This is a genomic window from Glutamicibacter sp. M10 (assembly GCF_025452055.1).
Classification (GTDB): domain Bacteria; phylum Actinomycetota; class Actinomycetes; order Actinomycetales; family Micrococcaceae; genus Glutamicibacter.
On sequence record NZ_CP104918.1, the window covers coordinates 843,209 to 862,669 of the forward strand.

General features: G+C 53.4%; 21 protein-coding genes and 2 pseudogenes. 9 read left to right on the forward strand and 14 right to left on the reverse strand.

Going from position 1 to position 19,461, the window contains the following annotated elements; all coding sequences use genetic code 11:
- Nucleotides 1-2: 2 nt before the first annotated feature.
- Complete coding sequence (locus N6V40_RS04145) at nucleotides 3-365, reverse strand: hypothetical protein (protein ID WP_131089396.1); 363 nt, start codon at nucleotides 363-365, stop codon at nucleotides 3-5.
- A gap of 2 nt (nucleotides 366-367) precedes the next feature.
- Nucleotides 368-574, reverse strand: coding sequence for a hypothetical protein (locus N6V40_RS04150; RefSeq protein ID WP_262199111.1), 207 nt, complete (start codon nucleotides 572-574; stop codon nucleotides 368-370).
- Between the two features lie 699 nt (nucleotides 575-1,273).
- Here N6V40_RS04150 and N6V40_RS04155 point away from each other — a divergent pair.
- The 4 genes and pseudogenes from N6V40_RS04155 to N6V40_RS17275 all read left to right on the forward strand — a co-directional run bounded on the left by N6V40_RS04155 (nucleotide 1,274) and on the right by N6V40_RS17275 (nucleotide 4,521).
- Nucleotides 1,274-2,308, forward strand: a complete 1,035-nt coding sequence (locus N6V40_RS04155; protein ID WP_262199113.1) for an IS630 family transposase — start codon at nucleotides 1,274-1,276, stop codon at nucleotides 2,306-2,308.
- Nucleotides 2,309-2,553: 245 nt separating this feature from the next.
- Entirely contained in the window at nucleotides 2,554-3,018 is a 465-nt protein-coding gene (locus tag N6V40_RS04160; protein ID WP_262199115.1) for a Fur family transcriptional regulator, read from the forward strand.
- Nucleotides 3,019-3,022: 4 nt separating this feature from the next.
- Nucleotides 3,023-4,134 (forward strand): annotated as a pseudogene (locus N6V40_RS04165) (catalase); the annotation flags it as partial.
- A 189-nt stretch (nucleotides 4,135-4,323) separates the two neighbouring features.
- A complete protein-coding gene (locus N6V40_RS17275; protein ID WP_315973802.1) occupies nucleotides 4,324-4,521 on the forward strand; it encodes a catalase-related domain-containing protein in 198 nt (65 codons plus the stop codon).
- A 98-nt stretch (nucleotides 4,522-4,619) separates the two neighbouring features.
- On the opposite strand, the gene N6V40_RS04170 is transcribed toward N6V40_RS17275, so the two are convergent.
- Nucleotides 4,620-5,015: an ankyrin repeat domain-containing protein gene (locus N6V40_RS04170; RefSeq protein WP_262199116.1), complete on the reverse strand. Its 396-nt coding sequence runs from the start codon at nucleotides 5,013-5,015 to the stop codon at nucleotides 4,620-4,622.
- Nucleotides 5,016-5,761: 746 nt separating this feature from the next.
- Between N6V40_RS04170 and N6V40_RS04175 the strand changes: the two genes are divergently transcribed.
- The 3 genes from N6V40_RS04175 (at nucleotide 5,762) to N6V40_RS04185 (ending at nucleotide 7,199) form a co-directional block, all read left to right on the forward strand.
- Entirely contained in the window at nucleotides 5,762-6,052 is a 291-nt protein-coding gene (locus N6V40_RS04175) for a hypothetical protein (protein WP_262199117.1), read from the forward strand.
- A gap of 275 nt (nucleotides 6,053-6,327) precedes the next feature.
- Complete coding sequence (locus N6V40_RS04180) at nucleotides 6,328-6,636, forward strand: type II toxin-antitoxin system Phd/YefM family antitoxin (RefSeq protein ID WP_262199118.1); 309 nt, start codon at nucleotides 6,328-6,330, stop codon at nucleotides 6,634-6,636.
- Nucleotides 6,633-7,199 (forward strand): type II toxin-antitoxin system RelE family toxin, encoded by a 567-nt coding sequence (locus tag N6V40_RS04185; RefSeq protein WP_262199119.1) that lies wholly within the window; start codon nucleotides 6,633-6,635, stop codon nucleotides 7,197-7,199. The genes N6V40_RS04180 and N6V40_RS04185 overlap by 4 nt, the downstream gene beginning before the upstream one ends.
- A gap of 205 nt (nucleotides 7,200-7,404) precedes the next feature.
- Here N6V40_RS04185 and N6V40_RS04190 read toward each other — a convergent pair whose 3' ends face one another.
- The gene (locus N6V40_RS04190) at nucleotides 7,405-7,785 is read right to left on the reverse strand and encodes a hypothetical protein (RefSeq protein ID WP_262199120.1); all 381 of its coding nucleotides are present in this window, start codon (nucleotides 7,783-7,785) and stop codon (nucleotides 7,405-7,407) included.
- Nucleotides 7,786-7,833: 48 nt separating this feature from the next.
- Between N6V40_RS04190 and N6V40_RS04195 the strand changes: the two are divergent.
- Nucleotides 7,834-8,166, forward strand: a pseudogene (locus N6V40_RS04195) (transposase); the annotation flags it as partial.
- A gap of 107 nt (nucleotides 8,167-8,273) precedes the next feature.
- Here N6V40_RS04195 and N6V40_RS04200 read toward each other — a convergent pair.
- From N6V40_RS04200 to N6V40_RS04215, 4 genes are all read right to left on the reverse strand, one after another.
- On the reverse strand, nucleotides 8,274-9,833 hold the full coding sequence (locus N6V40_RS04200; protein WP_262199121.1) for a molybdopterin-dependent oxidoreductase: 1,560 nt from the start codon (nucleotides 9,831-9,833) through the stop codon (nucleotides 8,274-8,276).
- A 138-nt stretch (nucleotides 9,834-9,971) separates the two neighbouring features.
- Nucleotides 9,972-10,775 (reverse strand): anti-sigma factor, encoded by an 804-nt coding sequence (locus N6V40_RS04205; RefSeq protein WP_262199122.1) that lies wholly within the window; start codon nucleotides 10,773-10,775, stop codon nucleotides 9,972-9,974.
- A gap of 724 nt (nucleotides 10,776-11,499) precedes the next feature.
- The gene (locus N6V40_RS04210; RefSeq protein ID WP_262199123.1) at nucleotides 11,500-12,195 is read right to left on the reverse strand and encodes a fasciclin domain-containing protein; all 696 of its coding nucleotides are present in this window, start codon (nucleotides 12,193-12,195) and stop codon (nucleotides 11,500-11,502) included.
- A gap of 163 nt (nucleotides 12,196-12,358) precedes the next feature.
- Nucleotides 12,359-14,221 carry an AMP-dependent synthetase/ligase gene (locus tag N6V40_RS04215; RefSeq protein ID WP_262199124.1) on the reverse strand — a complete coding sequence of 621 codons (1,863 nt, stop codon included), beginning with the start codon at nucleotides 14,219-14,221 and terminating at the stop codon, nucleotides 12,359-12,361.
- A gap of 551 nt (nucleotides 14,222-14,772) precedes the next feature.
- Here N6V40_RS04215 and N6V40_RS04220 point away from each other — a divergent pair.
- Nucleotides 14,773-15,642 carry a DUF1295 domain-containing protein gene (locus tag N6V40_RS04220; RefSeq protein ID WP_262199125.1) on the forward strand — a complete coding sequence of 290 codons (870 nt, stop codon included), beginning with the start codon at nucleotides 14,773-14,775 and terminating at the stop codon, nucleotides 15,640-15,642.
- Nucleotides 15,643-16,040: 398 nt separating this feature from the next.
- Here the strand turns inward: N6V40_RS04220 and N6V40_RS04225 are convergent, their stop codons facing one another.
- From N6V40_RS04225 to N6V40_RS04250, 6 genes are all read right to left on the reverse strand, one after another.
- Nucleotides 16,041-16,781: a type 1 glutamine amidotransferase domain-containing protein gene (locus tag N6V40_RS04225; protein ID WP_262199126.1), complete on the reverse strand. Its 741-nt coding sequence runs from the start codon at nucleotides 16,779-16,781 to the stop codon at nucleotides 16,041-16,043.
- A 439-nt stretch (nucleotides 16,782-17,220) separates the two neighbouring features.
- The gene (locus N6V40_RS04230) at nucleotides 17,221-17,724 is read right to left on the reverse strand and encodes a hypothetical protein (protein WP_262199127.1); all 504 of its coding nucleotides are present in this window, start codon (nucleotides 17,722-17,724) and stop codon (nucleotides 17,221-17,223) included.
- Between the two features lie 79 nt (nucleotides 17,725-17,803).
- Nucleotides 17,804-18,169 (reverse strand): DUF6286 domain-containing protein, encoded by a 366-nt coding sequence (locus N6V40_RS04235; RefSeq protein WP_262199128.1) that lies wholly within the window; start codon nucleotides 18,167-18,169, stop codon nucleotides 17,804-17,806.
- A gap of 182 nt (nucleotides 18,170-18,351) precedes the next feature.
- The gene (locus tag N6V40_RS04240; protein ID WP_262199129.1) at nucleotides 18,352-18,687 is read right to left on the reverse strand and encodes an Asp23/Gls24 family envelope stress response protein; all 336 of its coding nucleotides are present in this window, start codon (nucleotides 18,685-18,687) and stop codon (nucleotides 18,352-18,354) included.
- Nucleotides 18,688-18,728: 41 nt separating this feature from the next.
- Nucleotides 18,729-18,905 carry a hypothetical protein gene (locus N6V40_RS04245; RefSeq protein WP_262199130.1) on the reverse strand — a complete coding sequence of 59 codons (177 nt, stop codon included), beginning with the start codon at nucleotides 18,903-18,905 and terminating at the stop codon, nucleotides 18,729-18,731.
- Between the two features lie 36 nt (nucleotides 18,906-18,941).
- On the reverse strand, nucleotides 18,942-19,448 hold the full coding sequence (locus N6V40_RS04250; protein ID WP_022876870.1) for an Asp23/Gls24 family envelope stress response protein: 507 nt from the start codon (nucleotides 19,446-19,448) through the stop codon (nucleotides 18,942-18,944).
- Between the last annotated feature and the right edge of the window lie 13 nt (nucleotides 19,449-19,461).

Below are 19,461 nucleotides of genomic sequence, written 5' to 3' on the forward strand. Positions count from 1 at the left end.
GATCAGGACGCGCGCGAGAGGTACTCGTCCAAGGCGCGACGGATGACCTCGCTGGGCTTTATCTGGTCATGCTCTGCTCTTTCGATTAACTTCTCATCCATGTCTGCAGGTAGTCGTACAGATCTGGCGGGAGATATGCCGCGTCCACTGAGGGACGGTTTCCCAACGGCGCGATGCACCGCTATTTTCGAACCTAAGGCAGTTGCGAGTAGATCCATTCCGGCACCCGCAGCTTCGGATTTACTAATCAACGCATTTTCAGAGATCTGCGCAGTTTCTGCCCAAACCTCTAGCTCTTTGATCTCAGTTTCGCTCAACATGTCAAAGGTGCCTGAGCTCTTGATGGGTGGATTCTTCTTATGCATGTCTACTGAGTGCTTTCTCGCACAATATTCAAAATCTTCTTTCGAGCCTCCATGGCGTGAAAGTTGAAGACCTTGTTTGGCGGGGTAACTACCGCCATAACTTCTAGCAACTTTGAGCGGTCTCGTAATGGATCGATGAACAGGTCGGGGCGACCGTGCGATCCGACACTGGGCTTGGCAAATTTCTCTTCGCGATACTGATAATTCAAAATAGCGTTCAATGCATCTCTGCGGTCTATGCCGTGTTTGTCCGCACTGTTAGAGAATTCCAATGACACAGGAATATTGTCACACAATATTGATTGGAATCAAGAAGATTTTTTCCGATGGGGAAAACTCAAGCGACGCTGAGGGGTGCCAGCAAAATCCCCAGCGAGACATAGCCTTACAGCGCAAGGTGAGCAACCCTAATTGCTCAGTGTTGTAACGATCTCTAACCAGAGGCAGGCCACCGGAAAACATCTAGCAAGCCATGGTCTGCTTGAAAGCCTTTGGTGGGCGTCCTTTGGTTTAGGGTGAAGCAAGGAACCGGCCCTCTAAGCATTAGCTCTGACAGTCGGTCTGACCCTAGGTGTAATGCTGCGGCAGCCTGGGGTTGCTTCTTCTAAAGTCCTGGATGTGGATCTATAGGACAAATGGGGGAGCGGGCTCAAACCTGGAAGGGTTGATCCCTTGAATCTTTCATCTCTTGAGGAAGCGCACCGACTGCCGTGCCCTTGATGACGAACAACCATGAAGCTATGGATAAAACAGGAGCCACGAGTTGCTAGTACATGAGCGCAATGTGAACTCGCTGAGGTGTCAGGCAATTAAAAATAGGTATGGCGGGCACACTTCAAAAACGGATTCAATAACCTAAACCCGACCGGCGCGTTAATGCTTGCGTGAACCACACGGAGTGTTAATTTGTGGGTATGCCAACCCCCGAAGTCACCGACGCTGAACGCCGACTGCTCAAAGACTACAAGAACACTGCTCCCCACAAGCTCGTGGTGAAGAAAGCAGAGGCACTCTTACTGCTTTCTGCGGGTGTTGACCCGGTGATTGTTGCTGACTTCGTGGACCGTGAACCTTCCACGCTGGAGGACTGGGCCCGGGACTGGAGTAAGCAGCGTATGGCGTCTTTGTTTACAGGTCATGCAGGAAACCTGAACCGTAGTTTCCTCACTGAGGAGCAACGAGAGATTATCGCTCAGGTCCTCTCCCAGCCGCCAAGTGACCAGTACTTGCCAGCACAGTTCTGGGATGTCCCGAAACTAGATCACTGGTTATTCACGACGTTCAACGTTGAAGATGCGTCCGCGACTTCGTACCAGTTCTTGTTGCGCATGGCGGGGTTGTCTTTTCATAAGCCAGAGAAGTTTGACCGCAGACGAGGCGATGACAAGGCCATTGACCTGCGGATCAAAGAGATCCGTGAAGAACTCGCGGTCCCGTTAGCTGACGAGGACACGTTGGTCTTCGCTGCGGACGAGGTGCGTATTGATCAGGAAGCCGTTCTCCGGCGGGCTTGGTATGAGAAGGGCACGAAAACCGTGGTGAAGGTTGACCGGCAGAAGGCTTCGCAGTCGTTTATCGGGTTCTTGGATCAGAATACGGGCCAGTGTTTGACGTTGCGGTTGGATTGGCAGAACGCCACCACGATCCTTGAAGCTGTGCAAACGTTGGTGGGGTTGCATCCAGGGAAACGGATTGTGATTGTGTGGGATAACGCGACGTGGCATAAGAACCAGTTGCTACGTGCAGAGCTAGCTCAGGGCGAAACGTTGCAGGATGTTCATTTGATCAATTTTCCGCCGTACGCTCCAGATCATAATCCGATTGAGCATGTGTGGAATGATGCGAAGAACGCGATCAGTAATGTTCAACGTGATGACTTTGAATCGACGGTGGCGGCGTTTGAAGCGCATATCCGGTCACGGTTGTTTGATTACAAGATTTGAGGTTCTGGCTGACCGTTTTTGATATATGAGAGCCATATCTCCCAACAAATTAGCTTGTGGCCTATCCGGGACGCCAACAAAACGGCGGGTTTATTCTCAGAACCGCTCGCTGAGCATGAGGAACGCAGAGAGCCGGCAATAAACCCTCAGCCTGAATGACTTGAAAACTCGGCGGTTTTACCTAACGCGCTGTATGTACAATTCATTAAATGTACTGAGTCCAGAAAAGCAGGTAGGGTCGAACCATGGCTAACGATCAGGAATTCGAGAAAATGTTGCGAGCAGCTTCGCTGCGCGTGACGCGTACCCGTATTGCTGTTCTTAATGCAGTCGATGCCCGACCCCATGCCGATGCCAATGATGTTTTTGATGCCATTCACCAAGGGACGGAGAGTGCTTCGAAACAGGCTGTCTATGACGTTTTGACTACATTGGTTGATGTTGGTCTGCTGCGATGCATTAAACCTTCCGGGTCAACGGCACGCTATGAACGCAGGGTGGGGGACAACCATCACCACGCGGTGTGCCGCGATTGCGGAAAGATCACCGACGTGGATTGTGCCATCGGTCAGGGACCTTGCCTGCATGCCTCTGACAGCCATGGTTACAGCATTGACGAAGCCGATGTGATCTATTGGGGAATTTGCCCGGACTGCACTGCTAAAAAACTTTTGACGCAATCACCGTCGAACACCACAAGGAGCAAATAACATTATGACTACCGAGAACACTGCGCCACTGACCACAGCTGCAGGAGCTCCTGTTGCTAACAATCAGGACAGCCTCACCGCTGGTCCCCGCGGACCAATGTTGCTGGAGGACGTTTGGTTTCTGGAGAAACTGGCCCACTTCAGCCGCGAGGTCATCCCCGAGCGCCGCATGCACGCCAAGGGCTCAGGCGCTTTTGGTACCTTCACGGTGACCAATGACATCACTAAGTACACCAAGGCGAACATTTTCTCCGAGGTAGGCAAGCAGACTGAGCTGTTCACCCGTTTCTCCACCGTTGCCGGTGAGCGCGGTGCTGCCGACGCTGAACGTGATATCCGCGGCTTTGCCATGAAGTTCTACACCGAAGAAGGCAACTGGGACTTGGTGGGCAACAACACCCCAGTCTTCTTCTTCCGTGACCCTCTGAAGTTCCCCGATCTGAACCGTGCAGTCAAGCGCGATCCTCGCACCAATCTGCGCAGTGCCGAGAACAACTGGGACTTCTGGACCAACCTACCCGAGTCCCTGCACCAGGTTACGATCGTCATGTCCGACCGCGGCATTCCGGCAAGCTACCGTCACATGCACGGTTTCGGCTCCCACACCTACAGCCTAATCAACGCTGAGGGCGAGCGTTTCTGGTTAAGTTCCACCACCGCACTCAGCAGGGCATCAAGAATTTGACGGACCAAGAAGCTGCTGCAGTCGTTGCGGCGGACCGCGAGTCGAGCCAGCGCGACCTCTTCGACTCGATTGAAAACGGAGACTTCCCGAAGTGGAAGCTCATGGTACAGATCATGCCCGAAGCCGATGCTGAGACTTACAAGTACCACCCGTTTGACCTCACCAAGGTCTGGTCCAAGAAGGACTACCCGCTGATCGAGGTAGGCGAATGGGAACTGAACCGCAACGCTGAAAACTACCACGCAGATGTTGAACAGGCAGCTTTCACCCCGGCCAACGTCGTTCCCGGCATCAGCTTCTCTCCGGACCGCATGCTTCAGGGCCGTCTGTTCTCCTACGGCGACGCCCAGCGCTACCGCGTCGGTGTGAACCACCACCAGATCCCCGTGAACGCGCCGAAGAACGCCCCGGTCAACACGTACCACCGTGATGGCCAGGGCCGCGTTGATGGTAATCAGGGTCGCACCCCCGGCATTGAGCCGAACTCCTACGGTCGTTGGTCCGAACAGCCAGCCTACGCCGATCCAGCACAGTCGATTGGCGCCGTCGCGGACCGTTTCAACTACCGCGAAGATGATGCCAACTACTTTGAGCAGCCTGGCATTCTCTTCCGCGAAAAGATGACTCAGGAGCAGCGTCAGGTGCTCTTCGAGAATACTGCCCGCGCCATCGACGGTGCTTCACAGGCCACCATCGAGCGCCACATCTACAACTGCACTCAGGCCGATCCTGCGTACGGTGCAGGTGTCCGGGCAGCCATTGAAGCTCTGCAAGCTGGCAAGAGCTCCAGTGTGGATGTTAACTCTGACTCCGTGTAGTCAACGCTAGCCATCTCCGGCGGCACCCACCTTTTGCATTTCTGCATGAGGCAGGTGCCGTCTTTGTTTGCCATGACCTCACCTGCTGAGGCTGGGGTTCAACCAGCGGGGTTGATCAGGTGTTCGCGGGAGAACATAGCGGCGGCAGCTCGGGCCGATGGGGTACCTGCATCGAGATCGGCTCCGGCCGCCACAAGCTGCACGCAAATGGTCTCTTCTCCCTTAAACAGGGCTCCGGCGAGGGGTGACTGGTCCCTGTTGTTGCGGATATCGACGTTGGCACCGCGGTTCAGCAGCATCGTTACCGTGTCCACTTCGCCTTTATACGCGGCGAGCATCAGCAAGGTGTTGCCGTCGGGGTCCTGAATATCTATGGGGAGCCCATGGTCTAAGAATTCTGTCAATTCTGTGCTTTTGCCTTCACGGGCCAGGTCCATGGCAAGAGCTGTCAGTTGAAGAATCTGTTCTTTATTGAGGGAGGAATCCTTGTTCATTTCTCCACATTAGGCGATCGGCCACTATTTTCCATTTCCTACCCAGTCGGTCCCACACCAATACTGACCTAGCGACGCTAATCTGAATCCGCGACCAACCTACGTGTCGAGGGGCAAACTTTGCTACCTCATACACAAACTGACAGGCTGAATCGCGCAGAGTTTTATACCGTTTTACTTCCAGATAATCGATAGCATGCCCCAGCAGTACACCCCGAAGCCAAGAACCGGGCAGTGATCCACGCGATGCAACCCCTAGACCGCTACAAGCCGACCTCCGCAGCCTGCGCAGATATGGTGGGGACGCAAGGCCCCACGCAAGCACAGATGAATAATGGGCCGGTATTCACTTTGGGATGAATTCCGGCCCATGATCGTGTGTTCGTTGAACTTTCGTTGGAATTGTTAGTTTGTCGTTTTTCTTTCGAGAGCGACGACGCATGGGGGTGGCGAGTATATTCAGTTCTGCTTGTGACCATCCTTTTTGAGAGCTGCGGCGAATAATTGTTTTACGCCGGCTTTTGGCTTGCTCTAGGTGTTGTTCTGCTTCGAGGAGTGCGGCGACAGCTTGGGCGATGTCGTTGGAAACACAGGTTAGCGCGCTCGAAAAATTCTGCACGGAAATCGGGTCGACAGTTTTCCAAATCTTCGGTCTAGGCTCCTGCTATGATCTTCAAAAATGAAGATAGCGATCTGATGACTGCGAGCACACATCCAAACGGGAAAGTTAGGTAACCATGGAGTTCATGACCTTTCTAGCAGCCATCGGGATCGTGGTTTCCACATTCCTGCTTGGGTTTTTCATTGCCGGCCTACACGAGACCGGGCCAGAATCCGACAACGAGAGCGCGACATCGGTGGCACTCACCGCGCTCGTGATGCTTTTCGTGGCCGTCTGCACCGCATTCATTCTCGTTGAGCCTGCACTGATCAACCCACTGTGGTTGCAATACACACTGATGGCAGGCGTTCCGCTGGTGGTTGGGTACATCTTGCGCCGAGCGTTGGCCAAGAGTATGGATAGCACTCAGCAGTAGCAACTGTTTTGACTGGAGAGGAACCCCTAGCAACGCTAGGGGTTCCTCTCGTTTAACTAGGTGCCAGCCTGACTGACAGGGAGTCGGGGATCAAAGCGGTGCGTTACCCGAAACTTCATTATGTGCGGTAGGAGCAAATAGTCTTTTTATAACTTGACATAACGTATCTTATCGGCGAAAAACTCACGGGAGTGGAAGTGTGGCGCGCTCAGCGAGCGAAGCTGAAGACTGAATCGCAATTGGAAATCTAGGTAGAAATCTATATAGTTTTTTGTATGACTACTCTGAGCATCACCGAAGCTTCGCGGTCCGGTCTTTCCGCATTGGTGGCAGCCGCTGAAGAAGGCCACGATACGGCGTTGTCGCGCCATGGCAAGGTTGTGGCCGAAGTGGTATCCGCCAAGGAAATCGCTCGGCTGCGCCAGGATCGGGAGACACTTCGCGATGCCGCATTGGTCATGGCACGCTTCGCCACGGATGGCGGCGTACGCACGACCCTTGATCAAGCCATGGAATTCTTCAACTTAGACCGCGCAGAGCTTGAAGCCGAAAATGCCGAAGAAGCTAAGTCAGCGGATTCGTGAATCAGCCTCAAGAGCGGTTATGTATTGTTCGGCTGACTGAGGACGCAGTGTCCGACCTGCATCGCCTGCACAAGAAAGACCCCCAGATCGTCCGTGCAGTGTTCAAGAAAATACTGCTTCTGGAAAAGTCACCTGAAGCCGGTGAACCCCTGCTTGGTGCCTTGGTTGGCTTTCGCAAGTTAGTTGTTGGCGATCGGGATTGGCGCATCGTTTGGCGCATCACCGAGGACGCTTCAGGGATGCCCTTCCTTGATATCTCCGAAATCTGGGCCGTAGGAGCCCGTTCAGATGGCGAAGTTTACGATGAGCTCACCTCAAGGGTTGCGCGCCTGGGCAACAGCCCGAAAATTCGGCCCTTAAAGGATGTCATCATCCAAATGGGCCGGCTCTACGATTCGGTTGAGGCAACAGCAGAGCCAGACCACACGTCGGCCCTTCCCGAATGGATGATTAGTGCACTAAAAGATCAGCTGCACCTGTCTGATCAGGAAATCTCGGAGCTCAGCGAACAGCAAGGCCAAGAACTGCTCATGGCGTACTGGTCTCGCGCATCCGAAAACTAAATCTCCTGCCACCACCTCGGGGTAGAACAGTCGCGTCCACTCAACTACCGTGCTCGGCACTTCAGATCCATTGCCATGGATGGAATCTATGCACCCCTGCTCTTTTATATGTCCTGTGAGCTCATTAGTGACAGGTGCAGCAGGAGCCTTGTTTCCCTATATGAGTTCAGTGGCCCTCCAGCTATAGCTGGAGGGCCACTGGCGGCTATACGTTATACATAGAACTGTTCAGTAGCTCTGTTTGTGTTTGAAGCTGGGTGGCCGCTTGCTCGAGCGGCCCCGTGGCGATGTTCTGCAGTATCTCGGCAAATCCGGTATCGAAACTAGCATCGGGGCTAATAGCAACCTCAGAGTAGTCCGCAAGCTCATGTTGAAGTTCTTGCAATGTCTGGATCGAAGCATCCAAAACTGATTTCAGCATCCGATCTTCGGCATGCTCAAGATGCACTAGGTCCAAGACATACAACGAAGACACCGCGAGAGAAGCTGCCAGCCTTTCGGCACCTTCCAGCGTTGAAGTCCAAGCGGTGATGAACTCATCAGCAATCTCGGGGTGTTCTCCCGCCACGTTGCGAAGGACATCCACGACTCCCGAAACTGACTGCCTTGAGGCCACTTCCACTGCAGCGCTTACCTCTGCAGGATGCCCGGCAAGACCTTCCCCAGCGCCGCAGCCATGGCCTCCTACGCCGGCTTGGCACCAACCACGCGTCAATCAGGGACATCGATCAAGTCCGAACGCGTCAGCCATTCAGGGAACAAACGCTTGAAACGAGCTCTCTTCCTCTCAGCGTTCGCGTCCATCCGCTTTGATCCGACCAGTCGGGACTACTATGACCGGAAACGGGCACAGGGGAAACGCCATAACCAAGCACTCATCGCGCTAGCGCACCGTCGCCTCACAGTCATGTTTGCCATGATTCGGGATGGCTCACTTTATGATGTTCCGGAGCCGAAAATTGCTTGACAAAAAACATAGGGGCACCCCCTGTGTACAGGCTGAAGCCTGGAGCTTCAGTTTGCTCACTCAACGTTTTTCAGACGTGTAGGAGTGGCCTAAGAAAGCAGCATCGATTATTCGATGCTGAACTGCAGCCGGTGCCACCCGGAGGAACCGTTTGGAACGGGCGCGGCGGTTTCTTCTGTCTGTAGCTGGCCATGGGCATCGGTCATGCGGACGGTAGCGGAGTGATTGCCCGCGGTTGCCTCTGTCCATTCGAATCTCCATTGACGCCAGGTGTCTACGGAGAGCTCGGTGGCCAGTTCGACCTCTTGCCACGGCCCGCTATCGATACGGATCTCCACTTTGGAAACTCCCGTGGTCTGAGCCCATGCGGTGCCGCCAAAGACGACCTTGCCGGCGGGCAACTTTGCGAAGGACCGTGGGGTATCTATCCGAGATGACATCTTGATTGTTCCTCGTTCCGACCAGCCTCGCGTTGTCCAATAGGCTGCTTTGTCTTGGAACCTTGTCACTTCCAGATCAACCACCCATTTGGTGGCCGAAACATACCCGTAGAGTCCTGGAACCACCATACGGACCGGGAACCCGTGCTCTAGTGGCAGGGGTTCGCCGTTCATTCCGATGGCCAGCAGGGCTTCGCGACTATCGGTGAGAGTTTCCAGCGGTGTGGAGGCGCTGAAGCCGTCGAAGGAGGTAGACAGAACCATATCGGCACCCGGTAAGGGTTTGGCCTGGGCCAGTAGTTCTCGTAGTGGGTAACCAAGCCACTTGGCGTTGCCGACGAGATCGCCACCGACCGGGTTGGAGACACAGGTCAAGGTGAGGTAGTGCTCAACCAGATCCATGTCCAAGAGTTCATTGAACGTGAGTGTGAATTCTTTCTCGACCATTCCGTGAATTTTTAATGACCAGTCTTGAGGGTCGATTTGCGGCACAGACAAGGCCGTGTCGATTCGATAGAAGTCCTGGTTCGGTGTGACAAATCTAGAGGCTCCAGGGACGTCTAGTTCAGCTCCTTGAGGTGGGGCTTGTACTTTCACTTTCGCCGGTGGAAGACCAAGGGCTGAGCGGGCTGACTCTGCGGTATTTCTAACGGTCCGCAGGGCCTGGGTAGCGCCGACGGCTAGTAGTCCCAGTGCCACGCTTCCCGCTGATCCGAGGAGAAATTTTCTTCGTGATGTTGTGTTTTCGGACTGGGGATGGACCGTTGGTACACCGGCACGGGTAGCCATGCCGGCAAGAAGTGTGAGTGTTCCCAGGCCTAGTATGGTGCCGACTATTGTCGGTATTAGATCGAGGAAGTTTGTTGCCGAGCGGCTCAGCACGGAAGCACCTAATAGTACTGATAGCCCTATTACCAAGCTCAATCCGAATGCAAGGCTCCGTGCCGTGGCAAGTCCCACTATGGCCGCTAAGAGGGCGGCGGTGATCGATAAGGTGATGAATAGAAAAAGCTTGTCGTTGGTGCCGAATAAACCGATGGCCAAATCTTTGAGCCACGGTGGAGTGAAATCAATGATTGTTGACCCTAGAGCGACGAGGGGCGATGAAGCAGTCCCGAAGAATGTGGACGCTGCTTGAGCGATAGTGAACAAGACAATAGCTGAGCAGATGCCAGCTATTGGATAGCGCCAGATATGACGCTTGCTTTTTCTTTGTTGTTGCTCCATGGCACTGAACCCCACACTTCGTTGCGGTGCGTTCGAATGCTTTACTCGAACACCGGATAACTCCTATTCGGTGTCACCCGGTGCCTGGATTGGATGTCAAGGAATTGCGGCATGAGCGCTGCATGCGTGTCTGTGTTTCTAAAGGCTTTGCAAGAGAATTGGTTCGGTAGTCGGAGCAGGTGAGCCCGTTGCAGGTTCCACGGTGATTCCGAAGTGGGTGATGCCCTCCATTGAACCGGTAATCATTGCGGTTGCTGAGGTGCTGGAAGGATCCAGCATGCCGGCAGGGATAGCTTTCTCAGCGGAGATGAGCCAGAGTTCGTAGCCTTTCGCTTCTGGGAGTTCAGGCAGCGCGTGGGTTGATACGGCCATGACGCCAGACTTTGCGGAATATGAAAGCCTAATTGTTGCCCCATTATCTAATGTCTGGGATTCAGACTGCATGTCCTGAGCGCTCAAGATCTGCTTCATCGTATCCCGCTCGCTCTTCATAGCCTGAACAACCATGTTCATCTGCTGCTGAGTATTCAAATTCCATGCCAGCGCACCGAGACCACCAGAAGCAACAAGTAAAATCCCCGCATTTAGGGCAAAGAACTTCCGCGACTTTCTGTGAGCGCTCTGCATACTTCCAGCCAATTCGTTATGAGAGTAAAGCAGAGCTCTTGCTTCCGTTGCGGAATGCTCGCATTGACTCTCATCAACTCTTGCGGGAACCTGTTCAACGGTGCGAATCGCATCCATGACGTAGGTCTTAATTCTCGGTGGCGGCTTCACCTCACGGACGGTGAGAGCAAGGTAGGCACCAGTCTGTTGCAAAGAAGCAAGCTCTTGCTCGAGCGTGGCAGCATTGGCCTCATACTGCAGCGCCTGATCACGTTCAGTTTGGGTCAGCGCATTCAGGGCGAAGCCGCTGAACAGTCTACTTTTGTGCTTACCCATGACATGGCTCCCAGTAATTCTCGTATTTCCTTCGTTCTGTCTCGTGAGCCGGCTTTCACGATCACCACAGGTCGTTGAGCATGATCAAGGATCTAACAATGCGTCAAACCCCGAAATAGACCAGTTGGATCGTACCTCTTTGCTCTTCAGTCAGTTGGCGAAGAGCTTCGATCATGCGTTTGACTTCATCAGGCCGTACTACTCTTCCCTACATTGGTTGATGTCTTGCTTAGGAGGTTTCAACAGCGATTTCCAGTTCAGATTCCGGGCGCTCTGAAGTGAAGCGGATCTGTCCGACAGCAGGCTGATGGACGATCTTCAGCAGCCAAGTTGGTGCGGTAGTTCGCACAGTGGCGAAGCCATCAACATGCTGTCAGGCGTCTGGAAGTATTTCTTGGATAGCTTCCTGCCTTTGGACTTCATCGCTCAGTTGACGGGCGTCAAAACCGAACACTCTTGGGACAAGTCCGCCATAAGGCTGCGTAGCTGCTTCATCTCCTTGCGCTGCTTGAAGCAAGAGAGCTTCATCCGGCGCTGAACCGTCGGTGACTTCAACCTCTCGATTCAGAATCTTGGGTTCAACGACCCCGTAGCGTCAAGGGCCATTGCTCTCGTTCAGGAAACGGCTGCAGGTCAAATCTTGGGTAGACGGAAGCCAGGGAACGGGCGTCCCCCAAATCGTGCATCGCCCGTTCCCTGGCTTCTTCAGCTTGATGCTGTAGTGCTACTTCTTTGCCGGTGGCATCAGCACCGAATCAACGAGGTAGACCGTGGCGTTGGCAGTCTGCACGCCACCGCAAATGACCTTGGCATCGTTGACCATCAGGTCATCGCCGCTGCCGCTGATCTTGACCTTGTCGCCTTCAACGGTTTCCAGATCACCCTTCAGATCATCAGGGGTTATCTGGCCGGGGACCACGTGGTAGGTCAATACCTTGGTCAGCATGTCGGCATCCGACACGACAGCGTTAAGGTCCTTTTCTGGGATGGCCTTGAAGGCATCATCCACCGGAGCGAAGACGGTGAACTCATCGCCATTGAGCGTGTCCACCAGGTCGACGTCCTTGTTGAGCTTTCCCGACACGGCCTTCGTCAGGGTGGTCAGCAACGGGTTGTTGGATGCTGCAACGGCTACCGGATCCTGGGCCATGCCAGCAACGGAACCGTCACCTTCGGGCACTGCTTCTGCGTACGCTGCACATCCTGAGCCAACAAGGTTGGCGGCCGGATCCATGGCCGATTCGCTGGCCATGCCCGAATCCTCGGATGCGCTCGGGCTGCTCTCAGTCATGCTGGAGGCCGAGCTTTCGCTGCTGGGGGCGGTCTCGCTGCTGCTGTCCATCGAGCAAGCGCTCAATCCGAACGCGGCGACCGCGGCGATCGAGAGCAATCCTACCGTCTTGCGCTGCATGGTTTTCATGTCGAACTCCTTACCTGGCGACCCCGCTGGGCCAGTCGTTGATCCAAACCTCTTGGTCTGTGATGTCATAGGGCATTCGGGGCCAGGGATGTTCCGGATTGGATTATTTAAAAGTTTTTTGCCCTTCCATCCGAACGTAAAGGGCTCATATCATGACTGATAACTAGCGCTTAGTTGAGTCATAGATCTCGTTGACGAAGCTGTTTGTTCTCTCAAGAAACTTGCTTCGCTTGAGTTTCAAGGTCGGCGTCAGCAGCTCACTGTTTTCCCCTAAATCGGTGGAAAGCATAATAATCTCTTTGACTTGTTCACTTCTTGCTACCCGCTTATTGGCTGAGCTGACGGAGTCGGAGATGACTTGAAACAGGCGCTGGTTTCTAATCCTGTCAATTGATCCTTCTGTGCGATGCTGAAATAGGGATGCGTCTGTAATCCCTTGGCTTGAAGCCCACTGTTGAACTGCTTCCGAGTCAATGAGCACGAGGCATCCCAGGAACGGCTTACCCTCCCCGACCATTACCGCGTGGGCAATTAGTTGATCAGTTTCGGCATATCCTTCCCATATGCTGGGAGATATTGTTTTTCCTCCCGCAGTTACTATGACGTCTTTGATTCTTCCCCTCAGCGTGATGCGTCCACGCTCGTCAATTGATCCCAAGTCTCCTGTGCGAAAGAACCCATCGGTGAAAGCGTCGGCGTTATCGTCGGGATTGGTATATCCAGCAAATACGCCGACTCCTTGCGCGAGCACTTCACCGTCGTCCGATATTCGTACAGTGGTCCCAGGCATCGGAACTCCCACGGTTCCCGACTTGATCGACCCGGGCATATTCCCCGTTAGCGGCGCTGTAGTTTCTGTCAGCCCATACCCCTCAATTACTGGTAAGCCGATCCCCCTGAAAAAGAGGGAAACTTCTCTATCTAGGGTTGCAGCTCCTGATAGCAGGTACTCAAGACGGCCGCCGACTACTTTTCTTAGACGCGAGTAGAAAATCCGGTCAAAAATGAAATGTCTCATCCAAAGGCTAGGAGAAGCTTGCTTCGACGAACCGGCATCGTTTACCTCAGCCATCTCGCCCCACTGCGTTGCCGTGTCGCTGGCCCACTTCCAAATAAGATTAAGGCGTTTCTGATTAGCGGCCTGTGCTGCGGAGTCTTGGATCTTTTGTAACACCCGTGGCACCACTACGAGAAATGTGGGTTTGAGGATTTCCAAAGACGGTATTACTTCTTTGGGTTCTGAGAGATGCGCGATGCGCATCCCGTTGGCCAAACAGATCAGCTGTAGACCACGAGCCAGAACGTGGGCCATGGGAAGGAAAATAATCGTATTTCCTGTCTCCTTGACCACCTCAGTGTAAGCGGCAGCGACATTGAGTACTAAGCCAACGAGGTTACCATGCGTAATTAAAGCGCCCTTGGGTGCTGCCGTCGTTCCCGAAGTGTAGACGATGGTCGCTATCGTCTCTGATGTTGCTATCACTCGTCGTTCTTCAACCGCATGATCGGTGATAGATTTCCCTACTTCAAGAAGATCTTCAAGATCGAGATCATTCCGGGTGTCCATTGTCCAGATTCTCGACCCGCCTATTCCCGCTTCAGTTAGTCCGCGCTCGAGAATCGAGGCCTGGTCGGTGCTTCCAGCAACTATAAATTTTGGGGAGCAATCGGCAAGTATGGCTGTGACCTGATCAAGTGACGAAGTTTCATAAATCGGGACCACGACCGCACTTGCAAACCATGCAGCCATATCCACCTGAGCCCATTCGTAGCGTGTAGGTGACATAATCACTAGCTTGTTTCCAGGTTGCAGCCCACTAGCGATGAGCCCCTTGGCCAATGCCTGCACTTCGAGAAAATATTCCCGAGTAGTTATTTGCTTCCATGGGGCAGCGACGGCGCCATCAGCAGATCGAACTTCGAATGCTATATGCTCAGGCGAATTCTTCAGGCGCTCCATCAAGAGATCGGTGGCATTCCTGTGCATGTGCAAAGGGGCCAATAGTGGCGTCGAAAATTCCCTCATAGCTTTTCCTTCTGGTCAGGGGTAACGATGGATATCAAATACGGACAGGACTAACCTGTTGTGGGCTACTTCTCGGCCAGGCGTCATTCAAGGTAGGTATTGTTGGGCGCTATCATCTCAGATAGGCAGCATAAGCAGGGACGAGGCGAGGTTCGCATAGCTTGGTTTCAAGCTTGTTTAGTGTGAGGCTTGAAACCAGGCCATGCGTTCCGTTTCGACGTAATAACTAGTCAATCGATATTAGAACGGTTTTCATCTGGCATTCAGAATGCTTGATTTGTCCAGTCAGGCCAATTAACAGGTCGCGAACAATTCTGGGGACGAAAGCTGTTTCTGCAATCCTCCGCCAACGGCAGGAATCTCCTAGACGCTAGCCCCGCGAAGAGATTCCATGAGAAGCGTCAAGCCGCGATTCCATCAAAAGCTTTGGCTCAACCTGTGTCCAATAGTATTGCCCGGTCCCAAACAATATGATGAAGCGACTCTTGGATAAAAGTATCGCAGGATCCCTGGGTTGTCCCTGAGGGAAATTTAACGGAGGAAACCTCATAATGAAAAGCAAGGAACGCAAGGCGCTGACCGCCGTGCCTGTAGTGCTTCTGCTAGGTGTGATACTTGCATTGTCCGGTAGTGATGGTGGGCTTACATGGGGTTCGACGCCCCTCTTCGCTCTGGCTGTACTGACGTCCTTCATAGTCCAATGGGTCGCTTTCATACCTTCGTTCCTAGGACAAACAGAGAGATTCTACGACCTGACCGGGACTCTGACCTATACGGCAGTCACATTGTTTTTGCTTCTCTTAGCCCCTGAAGTTCATTCCAGATCACTATTACTGGCGTTTATGGTGTTGGCCTGGACTCTTAGGCTGGGAATCTTCCTCTTCCGCCGGGTTAATAGGGACGGCAAAGATGATCGCTTTGACCAGATCAAACCGTCTTTCATCCGGTTCTTCAGTGTCTGGACCATCCAGGGTCTCTGGGTCTCTTTCACTGCTGCTACTGCTTGGGCTGCCATGACCTCGGAACGCGCTAGTGAACTGGACGGATTCGCACTGGCTGGGTTCGTCATCTGGGCGATAGGTCTCGGTGTGGAAAGCCTAGCCGATCACCAGAAATCAATTTTCAAACGCGACCCGGAGAATAAAGGGAAATTCATTTCCTCCGGATTGTGGTCCAAATCCCGTCATCCGAACTATTTCGGAGAGATTCTGCTTTGGATCGGAGTGGCTGTTGTTGCCGCTCCGGCATTGCAGCACTGGCAGTGGGTTGTGATGATTTCACCGGTATTCGTGGCTGTGCTGCTCATCAAGATTAGTGGAGTCCCGCTACTGGAAGCGAAAGCTGAATCAAAATGGGGAGGTCGCTCGGACTATGAAGCTTACAAGGAAAATACGCCAGTGCTTATCCCGAAGTTCTGGTAGGAAGACGGTTTGCGCAAATATTTGCTGACGCTCCCTCGACTCTGTCATTTCTAGAACTTGCTGTATGTGAAGTCGTCGAGATCCAAAACGAATCTAGAGCAGATAAAAGCGAGCTGCACATCGTCGACGAGCGCAGGTCGCCCTGTATCGTGGGTGACAGCGCGGGCCAGCCTGGCCAGTGCGAATCTGCCAACCGGCCATGCTGCATAGTGAGTGTGCTTGCCACTGCGATGCAGACCCTCGGAAAGTTGTGGCGTTTCCGCCGATAAGCGGAGGGCGCGCATGCTTAAACGAAAAATCCCTCGTAGGTCTCTGTCTACCTACGAGGAATTCTTTGGCCGGCTGCGGCCGCTTATGAGATATCCGCAGGTGTAGAAAAGCGGTACCCACAGATGTTTTTAGTCTTCCACGGCCTGGGCTGAGTCAACGTCTGAGGGAGCTTCATCAGTGGCCTTTTCTTGACGAATCACTGCGGCCAGAAGCTTTTCCATTTCCTTTGCAACACCGGCAGCCGAGGCAGGGTTCTGACCGGTGACCAGACGCTCGGATACCTGGACATTTTCTTCAAAATCATCGGCGGCGATATGGTTGGCCCCCTGCTCAACAAGTTTGTCGGCCAATGAGAATGGAATGATCTTGTCCTTGCCGACCGCGACTTCTTCATCGTTGGTAAAGGCAGCAACATCCTTGCCACTCAGCAACTTGATTCCGTGGTGCAGTTCTACATCCAGCAACCCTGCCGGACCGTGGCATACTGCTCCAACTATGCCTCCACTGTTGTAGATGGCCCCGATGAGCTTTTGCAAGTCTTCGTTGTTGGGGAAGTCCCACATGGTGCCATGACCACCGACAAGATAGATGGCATCGTACTGGTCCGGATCAACTACCCCGACCCTCGCCGTGTTGTAGAGACCGGCTCGTGTGGTTTCATCTTGGGTGAATTGCACCTGGATCGGGTCGTCGGTATCGACAGTATCTTGTGGTGGCTGTCCGCCCTTGATAGAGGCGAAGTCGACGAAGTGTCCCGCGTCCCGGAAAACCTTCCAGGGATGGGCTGCTTCCGCGACGTTATAGCCAGTGGGTTCTCCTCCTGCACCGAGTTCGGAAACGCTGGTCAGGACCATGAGGATTTTCTTCACGTTAAGGGCCTTTCATAATTTTAGATTGCGAGTTTCTTCTTCCCCTGCTGAGCGGGAATCTATGGGAAGCATTGTGAGTTCTGTTCGGAAATAGTTGTCTTGCGCCATGCCGCGTCCTTGCAAACCACGGCAGAATTGCAGATCTGCTGATGCACTGACACCCTGTTAAATTACTAGCGGTAGAATGCATTGTCGGCCTAGCTAAGCACGGCAACTAACGTTCACGGATTCATCAGCCCAAAGTTGCTTGTAGACATCTTTGACAATCTCTGTGGCACCCCGCCGGCTATGTCATATTGGCCCATCAGCTCCCAGATCCTTGTTGCTGAAGGAATCATCCATGCTTTCTTTGACTTGTCCGATATTTCCTGAGCCTTGTTCCGGATCTTGTCTCCGTACCGCTGCTGCTTTCCTTCGATTGGTTAATTAATACAAATCATTAGGTCAGGGTCGTTTTGGCGGATGTTCCCGATGTCTTAGGCTGGAAATCAATGTTCACGTGTTTTCTGGCGAACCGGGCGCCGAGGGCTTGCTCCATCTGAGGAATGAGAACATCCCTTACGAGGCCCATGCCATCCATTGGCCGGGCATCCACGCGCAAAGCGAATCGTGCGTACAGTATCGGGCTCTTCACTGTCCCATTAATACGTATATCTGCACGGGCAACCTCAGGTGTGCTTTCAGCTGCTTCCCGGGCAGCCAGGGCGACGGTTCCTGAATCGACAGTGGAGATGCCAGTGCCTTTATCTGATTGGTAGATGAAGGTCCGTTTACCCGGTTTCTTGGGTAGAGCTGACACCATCACAAAGATCAGCATGATCGACATCAGGGCTAGTGCGCCGGCTATGTAAATGCCCAATTCTGGCATTTGTGCAGGAAAGCTATCGACGAGACGTTTCTGGGCAAGTCCGTTCTGAGTTGAATCCCAGCTTAGCCAGGCCACGCAAGCACCCCTGCCATAAGAAGCACTCCAAAGAGCGCCAGGAAGACTCGTTGCCGAATGCTATTGGGTTTCCACAAATCTACTGCCCTCCTCGGGTAGTTGCTTTGACACTGACGCTTATCGAATGTGCTAACGGGATGGCCGATAGGGCTTCCTGGACGTTCGCTTGCACCGACTGCGAAATATCTTTGGTTTCATGCACCGGAGTGGAAACGCCGACATGCAGCTTCTTACCCCGCAATATCAGCGAGGCGCCGCCCACCCCATCAGTGCGCTCTGCTTCGTAACGCGCCAGATTAGCCAAGCCGCGGTTATCCGCAACCCACTCCTCATGCTCGTGGACTGAATCCCATTCAAGCAGTGCTGTACTGCGCTTTCCCGGGACCAAAGCAGCAATCAACAGAAGCAGACCGATAACGGCGACGCCAATAGCTAAGGCCAGCAAACTGCTATTTTCCCAAACAATATTCTTAGCAGAATTCAGAAATCCGGTTATCCAGCTCGGCCAAGAACCGCTAGCTACTCTGATAAGGCAAATCACCAGGAATGTAGTTGAGATGCCTAATAACAACAGGCAGGTACTGAGCAGGGTTGCAGTTCGAGCACTGCGAACATGCCAAAATCTGCTCATCGCAGCCTCCCCTTCACAGCATTGGTTGAAGCTGCATGAAGCCATGCAACATCGATGTCGACTTGGACTGATGAAGCGCCAAGGAAATGAACGAGCTCATCTGTCACTTGTTGACGTATGGCCTCGCAGGTTTGCTGCAAGCTCAGCGGGTATCGAATGCCGACTTTCAGCTCGACTGCTATGGCACCACCGAGAACCTCTGCTGTAGCAGTAGGTTTCCCTGTAATATCGCGTGGTTTGCCCAATTGCAATAGGCCGCCAGAGCTGGCTCCGACTCCAGGGATCTTGGAGGCCGCTTTTGCCGCGATCTTGGAATAGATCTGGTTATTCACGGTAGTAACACCCACGGTGGCACTATTTGTCGCCATACTGATCACCGCCGACGGCTAATGAACACACTCTCCCAGTCGACGCGGGTCTGCAGGAACCAGCCGACCACACCACCGATGAGCACGAAGAATGCTACGACTATGAACTGGGTGAATGAGCCGAATGCGATAAGCAACCCGGCCACTAGCCCTATGACTAGTCCCCACCTGAGCTGATTCATGGTTTTCCTTTCGTTGTTCACCGGTGGTGCAAAGGCCTACTTCAGGTCCTCGCGCGGCTCGTCATCTTCGTCGTCTTCTGGCAGGTGCACATCGGTCACATCGATATTCACTTCGATGACTTCCAAACCGGTGGCACGTTCAACTTGAGAGACAATGTTGGAACGGATGTCGTTCGAAACCTCCACGATGGAGAAACCGTAAGAAATGACGATGGAGACATCGATCGCAGTCTGTTGCTCACCCTTCTCAACGCTTACGCCACCGGAAGTATTTGCCGATGCTCCTGGAATGCGTTCGGCAAGTGAGTTGAAAGTTCGCCGGGCAGCATTGCCCATTGCGTATACGCCGGGCACCTCCCGAGCTGCAATGCTGGCAATCTTCTGGACCACGCGGTCTTCGATCGTAGTCTTACCCAGTTCGGTGTGCAGCGGACCGGAAAGCTGTTCCTCCGATGCTTCATGGTTTCCTTGACGCTTTGCCTGGCGTTCCAGTTCCTCGCCGGTTGGCTTGATGATCTTGTCGTTCGACATTGGCTGTGCCATATTCTTCGCTCCT

What these genes read in the sequence shown, in the direction of transcription:
- N6V40_RS04145 (WP_131089396.1), bottom strand. Translation starts at nt 365, where the DNA reads ATGCATAAGAAGAATCCACCCATCAAGAGCTCAGGCACCTTTGACATG.
- N6V40_RS04160 (WP_262199115.1), top strand. Translation starts at nt 2,554, where the DNA reads ATGGCTAACGATCAGGAATTCGAGAAAATGTTGCGAGCAGCTTCGCTG.
- N6V40_RS17275 (WP_315973802.1), top strand. Translation starts at nt 4,324, where the DNA reads ATGACTCAGGAGCAGCGTCAGGTGCTCTTCGAGAATACTGCCCGCGCC.
- N6V40_RS04170 (WP_262199116.1), bottom strand. Translation starts at nt 5,015, where the DNA reads ATGAACAAGGATTCCTCCCTCAATAAAGAACAGATTCTTCAACTGACA.
- N6V40_RS04175 (WP_262199117.1), top strand. Translation starts at nt 5,762, where the DNA reads ATGACCTTTCTAGCAGCCATCGGGATCGTGGTTTCCACATTCCTGCTT.
- N6V40_RS04180 (WP_262199118.1), top strand. Translation starts at nt 6,328, where the DNA reads ATGACTACTCTGAGCATCACCGAAGCTTCGCGGTCCGGTCTTTCCGCA.
- N6V40_RS04200 (WP_262199121.1), bottom strand. Translation starts at nt 9,833, where the DNA reads ATGGAGCAACAACAAAGAAAAAGCAAGCGTCATATCTGGCGCTATCCA.
- N6V40_RS04205 (WP_262199122.1), bottom strand. Translation starts at nt 10,775, where the DNA reads ATGGGTAAGCACAAAAGTAGACTGTTCAGCGGCTTCGCCCTGAATGCG.
- N6V40_RS04210 (WP_262199123.1), bottom strand. Translation starts at nt 12,195, where the DNA reads ATGAAAACCATGCAGCGCAAGACGGTAGGATTGCTCTCGATCGCCGCG.
- N6V40_RS04215 (WP_262199124.1), bottom strand. Translation starts at nt 14,221, where the DNA reads ATGAGGGAATTTTCGACGCCACTATTGGCCCCTTTGCACATGCACAGG.
- N6V40_RS04220 (WP_262199125.1), top strand. Translation starts at nt 14,773, where the DNA reads ATGAAAAGCAAGGAACGCAAGGCGCTGACCGCCGTGCCTGTAGTGCTT.
- N6V40_RS04245 (WP_262199130.1), bottom strand. Translation starts at nt 18,905, where the DNA reads ATGAATCAGCTCAGGTGGGGACTAGTCATAGGGCTAGTGGCCGGGTTG.
- N6V40_RS04250 (WP_022876870.1), bottom strand. Translation starts at nt 19,448, where the DNA reads ATGGCACAGCCAATGTCGAACGACAAGATCATCAAGCCAACCGGCGAG.